Genomic DNA, 8,655 nt, shown 5'->3' on the forward strand with positions numbered 1-8,655 from the left:
GGTCGGCGCGCCTCGCGAACACGTCGGTCCACGGCCAGTACGCCGCATCGGCGTTCGGGACGCTTTCGCTGCCCGCCGGCCTCGGCGCGCATCGCTCGTGCCATCGCGTCGATGCGAACGGCTTCGTCCTGCGCCTGTCCGAAGCGCCCGACCGCCTGTCCGGAAACGGCTTCGACCGAGCATCACGCGCCGATCAGCGCCGCGTCGCAAGCACGCCGTCGAGCGCGAGCTGTGCGGCGAAGCCCGCCTTTTCCAGCCGCTTCGCGACTTCGCGCGGCACGTCGCGGCCGCTCGTGAGCTTGTTCGGCGTGCCGGTATAGTGGAACAGCCGCCCGCCGCGGCGCAGCACGCGCGCAAGCTGATCGTAGAACGCCTGCGCATACAGCTCGCCCGCGATGCCGAAACGCGGCGGATCGTGCAGCAGCGCGCCGACCGAGGCATCGCCGAGCAGCGCGATCGCCTGCGACACGTCGGCATGCGTCAGCTGCAAGCGTCCGTCGATGCCGGGCGCCTCCGGATCCGGCGACCAGGGGTTCAGCGTGCGCAGCCACAGCACGTCGGCATTCTTCTCGAACGATTGAATCCGCGCCGCGCCCGATTCGAGACAGCAGGCAGCGAAGTAGCCGAGTCCGCCGCAGGTGTCGAGGACAACCTTGCCGCGCGGTTCGATCAGCGCCACCTTGCGCCGCGCGTCCTCGAACGGCGACACGGTCGCCGTCGGCAGCATCTTGATACCGTCGATCTCGAACGTCGGTGCGCCCCAGTCGGTCGGCACGAGCTTGGTCAGCGAACCCGAGAACCGCGAAATCGCACAGAACGCGTCGCCGTCCCAGAAATAGATCGTGCGTTCCTTGAGCTTCTGCGCATACGGATAGCGCTCGCCGCGCCATTGCCAGGTATCGGCACCGAGCAGCGCCTCGCTCTGCGAACGATCCAGGTCGAGCGAACCGGTCCACGCGGCCGCGCCGCAGTCGCGGGCGGCGAGCAGCGTGTCGTTGGCGGCGAGGGTCAGCAGCGGACCGGAATAATGCGGCACGGTCGGAAATCCTGTCGGCAGTGACGAACCGGGCATTGTTCCAGAAATCGGTGAACGTCGGTGCGTAAAGGCTCCGCCCCGTGACAGACTGGCGACCGGAAAGGCGCGCGAACAGGCCATCCGGGTCGAACGGTCCTTCCGCCTCGCCTTCGTATCGAAGCGAGGTCCATATCGAAAGAAGCGCGCGAACCGTGTATCGCGTAACGCCTGCGCCAAACATGATCGTCGGCCCGCCCTTGCCCGCGGTGCGGCGGGAACAGCGCGGATCTATCCCGCCATCTTTACCCCGGCTTGAACACGTCCAGCCGCACGCTCCATGCGCTCCGCGGGCAAATCAGCGACCAGCCGTTCGAAATCATCGGGACTCGACATGCTCAAGTCGTACCCGCGCTCTTGCCCGTATCGCAAGCCGGATCGGAGGTCTCGCCGCGCGCCGGGCGCGACGGTCGGGCGGAAACCCGTCCCGGTGCTAGCGGACCGAACGGAGAAATCGAGACGTCTGCCACCGGAATCAGCCGGCAAACCGGCCCAGCCTAGACCGGAATCGTCCGCACGATCGAATACTCGTCGTTGCGAAGGCGCCGCGTGTCATGCAGTTCCGATTCCTCGCTCAGCGCGTCCACGAGCGGACGCCGCGGCACTTCGGTGTGGCGGTCTTCACTGCCGTGCACGTTGTCGCAGGTCGACAGGAACGACATCAGGCGGTCGGCGCCCCTTTTCGTGCCGCGCTGCGCGAATCCGCTCCAAAGATCCCTGGGTGTCGCATTGAGGCTGCCGTGATGACCGACCTTGTACAGGCTGACCTTGCCGAGCAGCTTGCGCATCCCGGGCTGCCCGAGAGCGTACATCCAGTTCTCGTACTGCGCATCGCCCGGGAACAGCAGCAGCTTCCTGCCGACTTCGAACAGCAGGATGAGACTCGTGTTGTTCATCTGGTCGTCGAGCGAGCGCACGATCGACAGCATGGATTCGGCGTGCTCGCGCTGCGCGTGATAGCGATACCAGCCGGCGTCCCAGGGCGGACGCTTCTCGACATGATCGGGGAACAACGGTGCGAAAGCGATTTCCGGCGCTGCGGCAATGGCCGCACGTTTCGACCAGAAGCCCGCGCGCTCGGCATTGAGATGCCAGAACTGGTCCTTGTCGGAACTGCGCTGCACGGCGATCGAGCGCGTCTGATCGAGCGTCGGCGGTCCCAGCACGCGCGTCGTCACGCCGGGCAGCAAGGCGTCGAGTCCGGACTTTGCGCCGAAGTACACATAGCTGCGTTTCGGCGACATGGTCATCAGGTTCGTGATCGCGTCGCGGTTCGCCAGTTCGTTGTCGTCGCCGAGAAACTCGAGCTGCTCGCGCAGCCCCTTGAGATGCGCGCCCTTGAGGCGACGGCTCGATTCAACGACGAAGCCCGCATAGCGGTTCATGTCCGCGAGCGCGCCGACATGCAGAGCGCGCCGCGCGCGCGCAGCGCTGAGGTTCTTCGACGGCTTCGTCGCGTCCCGTCGCGCTTCGGGATCCTCGGTCCAGGGCTGGATCACGAGTTCGGGATTCAGCGCGCGGATGATGGCGCCCGGCCCTTTCCCGTTCTTCATCGCGAATCCGCTGATGTGGTCCTTGTGGCGGTGCGTCGCGACGACGGCGTGCAGCTTGCCGCCGCAGTCCTCGGCGATGCGCTTCGCGACGCGTTCCATGTAGTTGCCCGTACCGACCTTGTCCTTGGGCAGGCGCGTGGAACCGAAGTCGATGAGCACGTGCCGCTCCATCGCCGCGTAGTGGAACGTCAACAGGTAGCAGTCGCCGAACCCGACATCGTAGCTGCGGAGCGTGACGCGATTCGGTTTTGCATTCGGCTTCTTCGCGGCGCGCGCGCCGGCATGCGTCTTCTTCGCTGCCGGCAGGTTCTTCGCCGCGGGCTTTCTCGTCGTACGCGGTTCCGCCGTCTTCGTTCGGGCTGCCATGATCACCATCCCTCCTGCAGGGTCTGCACCGGCCGCAGCACCCGGTCGCGATGCATTTTGGCGATCCGGGCGGACGCATCGTTTGATTGGAAGTGACCGCGCTGCCAGAGGCTGCGTAGTCGATCGGACTGCCTGGTGCTGCGTACGCCGGTGGTGATGTGGAATTTCAGGCGTCCGAATTCATCGAAGATCAGACTGCCGCCGCCGTAAAGCGTGATCAGGCGCGAGCCGCGCATGCCGTCCGGTTTCTCGATGCCCATCCCGGCAAGTTCGTTCGCCCACACCTTGAGCGTCTGCACGTACTCGACGACGGTCTCGCGCAGAATCGCCCGGTCGTTGCTGACGCGGACCACCGGCCGCACCGAGATGACGCGCGTGAACGCATTCGGCTCGACGCAAAGCGCGTCGCGGTTTTCCCAGATGAAGCGGAACACTTCGGTCGGATCGCGCTGCATGCGTTCGAAATGCGTGCCGGCCATCGAGAAATCGCCGCAGGGTGGATCCCAGGCGCCGTCGGCACGATCCCGGTTGGCCGGCTCGATGCCGAACGAAGCGAAGGTCTCGGTCAGCGTCTCGCGGTAGCGGTACTTGTCGTCGTCCGGATAGAGCTGAAGATCGGCGGTCAGCAACGCGCTCAGATAGTCGGGGAACGTCAGATCGACCGGCGGCAGGTAGTCGAGCGCACGAATGCAGATCCGCAGCAGCTGCCGCGCGGCAGTCGCGCCCTCCTCCGCGACGACGGCGACATTGATGCCGCCGACATAGTCGTCGCGACGCAGCGCGAGCCGGCGCAGCCAGGTTTTCACGAACGCTCGTACGACGACGGCGACGAGCAGCTCGCCGCGGTCATGTTCTTCCGCGAACGGCTCGCTCGTGTAGTGACGACGATCAGGCTTGATCTTCAGCGATTCCCTCAGTGCCGCAGCGGGTACACCTTCGAGCGCCGCCCCCATCTGCTCGGCAAGCTTCGCGATCGACGTGCCCGTGAGATCCTCCTCGGTCAGCTGGCCCAGCGGGATCCGGCGGTCCTTCTGCGTGATCGGCGCCAGCGCCTTCTGCACGACTTCTTCGCTGCGGAACACCGACAGCAGCGCGACGATATCGGAAAAACCTTCGTGGAAAGCCGCCTGGTCCGTCGACGACGGCTTCAAGTAGAACGGGCGCAGCCCGTCGAGCAGCGCGTGCGTCGTTTCATGCACGACGATGTCGTGAGACAGACACGTGAAAACCAGCGTGCCGGAGCCGTCGGAGAAGTAGCCGAAGTTCAGGCTCTCCGAGTCGCGCGAGTAGTAGGCGTTCGCGTCGGCGAATGCGTGCGGCGATACCTTCAGCTGATGGCTAGGATCGCGGAAACCCCAGTTGACCGGCCGCCCCAGCGCGCCTTCGAACTCGCACAGCGTGGCCATGGTGATCGCATAGACGTTTTGCTGGTGGAAATACGGATCGCGCACGAGCTGCCGTATATCCGTGACGCCGGCAAAGGGATCCGATGTCACGCCGGTCGTGCGGGAACGATAGAACCGGTCGGCCGACGCGTCGTAGTCGATCACATGGACACGATGCCCCTTGGGCCCTCGTTCCAGGCGCTCGGCCGGCACCGATACCGTCGTCGTGAGCGCGCTCCCGTCGGCTGCCGGAACGCCGGGATCCTGCGCGAGGATCGTCCATTGCCGCATCGGCACGTCGTGCCGGACCGGATCGTGCCGTGACTTGCCGTTCGAGCGTCGTGTCGTCATGAGCCATGCCTCGACGAATCGGGATGACGGCGCCGAACGAGACGCGCAGCGCCCATGGATTCAGTGACGTGGATGCACCAAATCTCTCACCGGCGCGTTGGGCCGCAATACGCCGCATGCAGCGCCCGCAACACGCCGAGCGCCGGCGTGTCGGCGATCGCGTAGTGGATCGTCTGCGCCTCGCGCCGCGTGGTCACGAGGTCGAGCGCGCGCAGCACGGCGAGGTGCTGCGACAATGCCGACGGGCTCAGGCCTGCGATCGGCTGGAGTTCGCCGACCGAGGCTTCGCCGTCGACGAGCCGGCACAGTACGAGCAGCCGCGCCGGATGCGCGAGCGCCTTGAGCAGACCGGCGGCTTCCGCGGCGTGGCCGGCCATCGCGCCGAGGCCGGAGACGCGCGCGACGCGTTTACGGCCGGCCTTGCGTGCAGCCATGGCTTGACTCCCCGATGAGGCGATTCTAATTTAGAAAAGTCTAATTCAAGGATCAAGCCGTGGATGCCATCTCCGCGCTGGCCGGCGGCATGCTGATCGGGCTGGCCGCGACACTGCTGCTCTGGCTGAACGGGCGCGTCGCCGGCGTCAGCGGCATCCTCGGCGGCCTGCTGTCCGGGACTCGCGGCGATCGCGGCTGGCGCGCGGCCTTTCTTGTCGGACTCGTCGCCGCTTCGGCGCCGTATCTCGCCCTTGCACCCGCAGCGCCGGATCTGCGCAGCGACTTTTCGCGACTCGGCCTCGTCGTCGCCGGACTGCTCGTCGGCTTCGGCGCGCGCATGGGCAACGGCTGCACGAGCGGCCACGGCGTCTGCGGTCTGGGCCGGCTCTCGCGGCGTTCGTTCGCCGCCGTGCTCACGTTTCTGCTGGCGGCGATCGCGACGACGTTCGTCGTGCGTCACCTCATGGGTGTCGCATGAGCGGCCACGCAGGTCTGTCCGGCGTGACGCTGTCCGCGCTGGCCTCGGGCGCTCTGTTCGGTCTCGGACTTGCGATCTCGGGCATGACCGACGCGCGGCGCGTGCTGGGTTTTCTCGATGTGTCGGGCGCGTTCGATCCGTCGCTGCTCTACGTGCTCGGCGGCGCCGCCGCGACGACGCTGCTGCTGTTCCGCGGCGTGCTGCGCCGCGGCCGTCCGCTGTTTGCCGATCGCTTCGGCCTGTCCGACGCGCGGCAGATCGACGCGCGTCTGATCGGCGGCGCGGCGATCTTCGGCATCGGCTGGGGCATCGCGGGCTATTGTCCCGGACCGGCGCTCGCGGGACTTGGCGTCGGCTCGATCGAAGCGCTCTGGTTCGTACCGGCGATGCTGGCCGGCATGACCGCACACCGTCTCGTCGAACGCCGCATGGCGACGGCGCGATGAGCGGCGCGCCGCAACCCGTCGGACTCGCCGAAGCGACGCGCTTCTGGGCGCGCATCGGCTGGCTCAGCTTCGGCGGTCCGGCGGGTCAGATCGCACTGATGCATCGTGAAATCGTGGAACAGCGCCGCTGGATCAGCGAATCGCGATTCCTGCATGCGCTGAACTACTGCATGCTGCTGCCCGGCCCCGAGGCGCAGCAGCTCGCCGTCTACATCGGCTGGCTCATGCATCGCACGGCCGGCGGCCTGATCGCCGGATTGCTGTTCGTGCTGCCGGGCTGCCTGGTCATGCTCGCGCTGAGTCTGCTCTATGCGACGCTGGGTCAGGTTCCGCTCGTCGCCGCGCTGTTGTTCGGGCTCAAGGCCGCGGTGCTCGCGATCGTCGTCGAAGCCGTGCTGCGCGTCGCGCGGCGCGCGCTCAGACATTCATTGACGATCGGCATCGCGGTGGCGGCTTTCGTCGCGATCTTCGCGTTCGGCGTGCCGTTTCCGCTGATCGTGCTCGGCGCGGCGCTGCTCGGCGCGCTCGGCCGCCATCTCGTACCGCGCGCGTTCCCCGCGCCGGCGGCCGACGGCGACGGCAGCGACGGCGCCTGCCTGGTCGACAGCCTGCTCGCACGCGGCCAGCTCGCGCACACCAGGCCGTCGCTGCGGCGCGCCGCGACCGTGACCGTCGTCGCCGTCGCGCTGTGGTTCGCGCCGCTGATCCTGATCGCCGCCTGGCTGGGGTCGGACGCGGTCATCACGCAGCAGGGCGTGCTGTTCAGCCAGACCGCGATGGTCACGTTCGGCGGCGCCTACGCGGTGCTCGCCTACGTCGCGCAGCGCGTCGTCGAGGATTTCCGCTGGCTCACGCCCGGGCAGATGCTCGACGGTCTCGGCCTGGCCGAAACCACCCCGGGTCCGCTGATCCTCGTCGTCCAGTTCGTCGCGTTCCAGGCGGCCTATCAGCATCAGGCGGGACTCGCGCCGTGGGTCGCCGGCGTCGTCGGCTCGCTGCTGGCGACCTGGGTCACGTTCGCGCCGTGCTTTCTCTGGATCTTTCTCGGCGCACCCTACGTCGAAGCGCTGCGCCACAACCGCACCTTGCACGCGGCGCTGTCGGCGATCACCGCCGCCGTCGTCGGCGTCATCGCGAATCTCGGCGTCTGGTTCGCGCTGCACACGCTGTTCCGCGAAGTCCGGCCGTGGTCGTCTGGCTGGCTGCGGCTCGACGTACCGATTGCGGCGACGTTCGATCCGGCGGCTGCCGCCCTGGCTGCATTTGCCGCAATGACAACATTTTCCCTCAAATGGAGCATGGGACGGACCCTGCTCTCCACCGCGCTGCTCGGCGCCGCCTGGACGCTGCTGCGCGGCTGACCGGCGTCGCTACGCCGACGCGACGCGAAACGCGGCGAGACCGGGAATGTCGATCGCCTCGGGCGCCCTGCCCGCCCGCAGCTGGTCGAGCACGTACGTCGCCACGGTACTCGACAGCAGTTGCGTCGGGTCTTCCATCATGAAGCGCAGGCGCGCGACGAATGCGAACAGATCATCGGCCGACGCCGCGCGCGGCGGAACGTGGACGACGGATGTCGCCGGCGCGACGACGGACTCCGGACAGCCCGCCGGCACGAAGCGCGGATACGCCGGAAACAGCTTGCCGGCCAGCTGCGCGCGGCCGTACAGCGTGGCCACTTGTGTCCGCAGCGTCGTGTCGAGCGTCGCATCGTCCGGATTGACGCTCATCGGGATCAGGAACGTGCGACCGGCGTCGAGTTCGCCGTCCGATACATAGTCCAGCAGCTGCACGAAGTGATTCGTGCAGCGCGTCAGCGCGGCCGCGGGCCCGCCGTTGCCGCCGGCGAGGACGACGAAGGCCCGGCGCCAATCGACCGCCTGCTGCCGCAGGAACGCGAGCGCGCTGCAGGTGCCGGTCAGGCCGGTCAGGCAGAACGTCGCGATCATCACGTGATCGAACGGTACCGGGAACGCGGCGCTGCGCGTTTCGAGGAAGTCGCGGACCAGTACATCGAAGGTGCGCGCCTGCGGATCGCGCTGAAAGCGCGCGATGAAGTCCAACGACAGCGCGCAGGCATAGGCGACCATCTTCCGGATCGCGTCGAGGTTCGGGGTCCAGACCGCGACGCCGAGACCGCGCCAGTAGTCGATCGTGTTCGCGGCCTGCGCGGCCGCGATGTTCCGCGCGAGCCGCTGCGCGTCGTCGCTCCACGTCGTGGCGCCGGCTTGCGCGGCGGCGGCGAGCGAACCGATTGCAGGTCCGAGATGCGAGATGCCGGCGAGTTCGAGAAACCCGGGATTCGCTTGGCGGATCGGTGTCGACGCACGCGTCCCGCCGGTGAAGATCACGATGCCGGTCGCGTAGATCACGACCAGCGGCGCGTCCGCGATCTGCCGCGCGACGAGCCGCGTGAGATGCGTGCCAATGCCATCGGTCGCATCGGCGTAGGCGTTGAACAGCGTGACGAAGGGGCTGGCGGTCGTGGGCATGGCGATGCGTTCCGGGTCTGGCGGGATCGAGTTCGCTGACGGATGGCGGCGTCGGCAGCGGGCGATTCGGTGGGTGT

At 67.6% G+C, this 8,655-nt stretch carries 8 protein-coding genes; 3 read left to right on the forward strand and 5 right to left on the reverse strand.

Annotation, left to right across the window (positions count from 1 at the left end; all coding sequences use genetic code 11):
• Positions 1 to 193: 193 nt before the first annotated feature.
• The 4 genes from VLF18_RS06530 to VLF18_RS06545 all read right to left on the reverse strand — a co-directional run bounded on the left by VLF18_RS06530 (position 194) and on the right by VLF18_RS06545 (position 5,161).
• The gene (locus VLF18_RS06530; RefSeq protein ID WP_414717190.1) at positions 194 to 1,036 is read right to left on the reverse strand and encodes a class I SAM-dependent methyltransferase; all 843 of its coding nucleotides are present in this window, start codon (positions 1,034 to 1,036) and stop codon (positions 194 to 196) included.
• A gap of 533 nt (positions 1,037 to 1,569) precedes the next feature.
• Complete coding sequence (locus VLF18_RS06535) at positions 1,570 to 2,991, reverse strand: hypothetical protein (RefSeq protein WP_325278813.1); 1,422 nt, start codon at positions 2,989 to 2,991, stop codon at positions 1,570 to 1,572.
• Positions 2,992 to 2,993: 2 nt separating this feature from the next.
• Positions 2,994 to 4,727 carry a hypothetical protein gene (locus VLF18_RS06540; protein WP_325278814.1) on the reverse strand — a complete coding sequence of 578 codons (1,734 nt, stop codon included), beginning with the start codon at positions 4,725 to 4,727 and terminating at the stop codon, positions 2,994 to 2,996.
• A gap of 86 nt (positions 4,728 to 4,813) precedes the next feature.
• Complete coding sequence (locus VLF18_RS06545) at positions 4,814 to 5,161, reverse strand: metalloregulator ArsR/SmtB family transcription factor (RefSeq protein ID WP_325278815.1); 348 nt, start codon at positions 5,159 to 5,161, stop codon at positions 4,814 to 4,816.
• A gap of 59 nt (positions 5,162 to 5,220) precedes the next feature.
• On the opposite strand from VLF18_RS06545, the gene VLF18_RS06550 reads away from it, so the two are divergent.
• The 3 genes from VLF18_RS06550 to chrA are packed head-to-tail and all read left to right on the forward strand — an operon-like array spanning position 5,221 to position 7,447.
• The gene (locus VLF18_RS06550) at positions 5,221 to 5,640 is read left to right on the forward strand and encodes a YeeE/YedE family protein (protein WP_325278816.1); all 420 of its coding nucleotides are present in this window, start codon (positions 5,221 to 5,223) and stop codon (positions 5,638 to 5,640) included.
• Between the two features lie 14 nt (positions 5,641 to 5,654).
• The gene (locus tag VLF18_RS06555; RefSeq protein WP_414717191.1) at positions 5,655 to 6,086 is read left to right on the forward strand and encodes a DUF6691 family protein; all 432 of its coding nucleotides are present in this window, start codon (positions 5,655 to 5,657) and stop codon (positions 6,084 to 6,086) included.
• Positions 6,083 to 7,447 carry a chromate efflux transporter gene (gene chrA / locus VLF18_RS06560; protein ID WP_325278818.1) on the forward strand — a complete coding sequence of 455 codons (1,365 nt, stop codon included), beginning with the start codon at positions 6,083 to 6,085 and terminating at the stop codon, positions 7,445 to 7,447. Before VLF18_RS06555 ends, chrA begins: the two co-directional genes overlap by 4 nt.
• A 9-nt stretch (positions 7,448 to 7,456) precedes the next feature.
• Here the strand turns inward: chrA and VLF18_RS06565 are convergent, their stop codons facing one another.
• Entirely contained in the window at positions 7,457 to 8,578 is a 1,122-nt protein-coding gene (locus tag VLF18_RS06565; protein ID WP_325278819.1) for a DUF5624 domain-containing protein, read from the reverse strand.
• Positions 8,579 to 8,655: the final 77 nt, after the last annotated feature.

The sequence above is a fragment of the Tahibacter sp. genome (assembly GCF_035481375.1).
Classification (GTDB): domain Bacteria; phylum Pseudomonadota; class Gammaproteobacteria; order Xanthomonadales; family Rhodanobacteraceae; genus Tahibacter.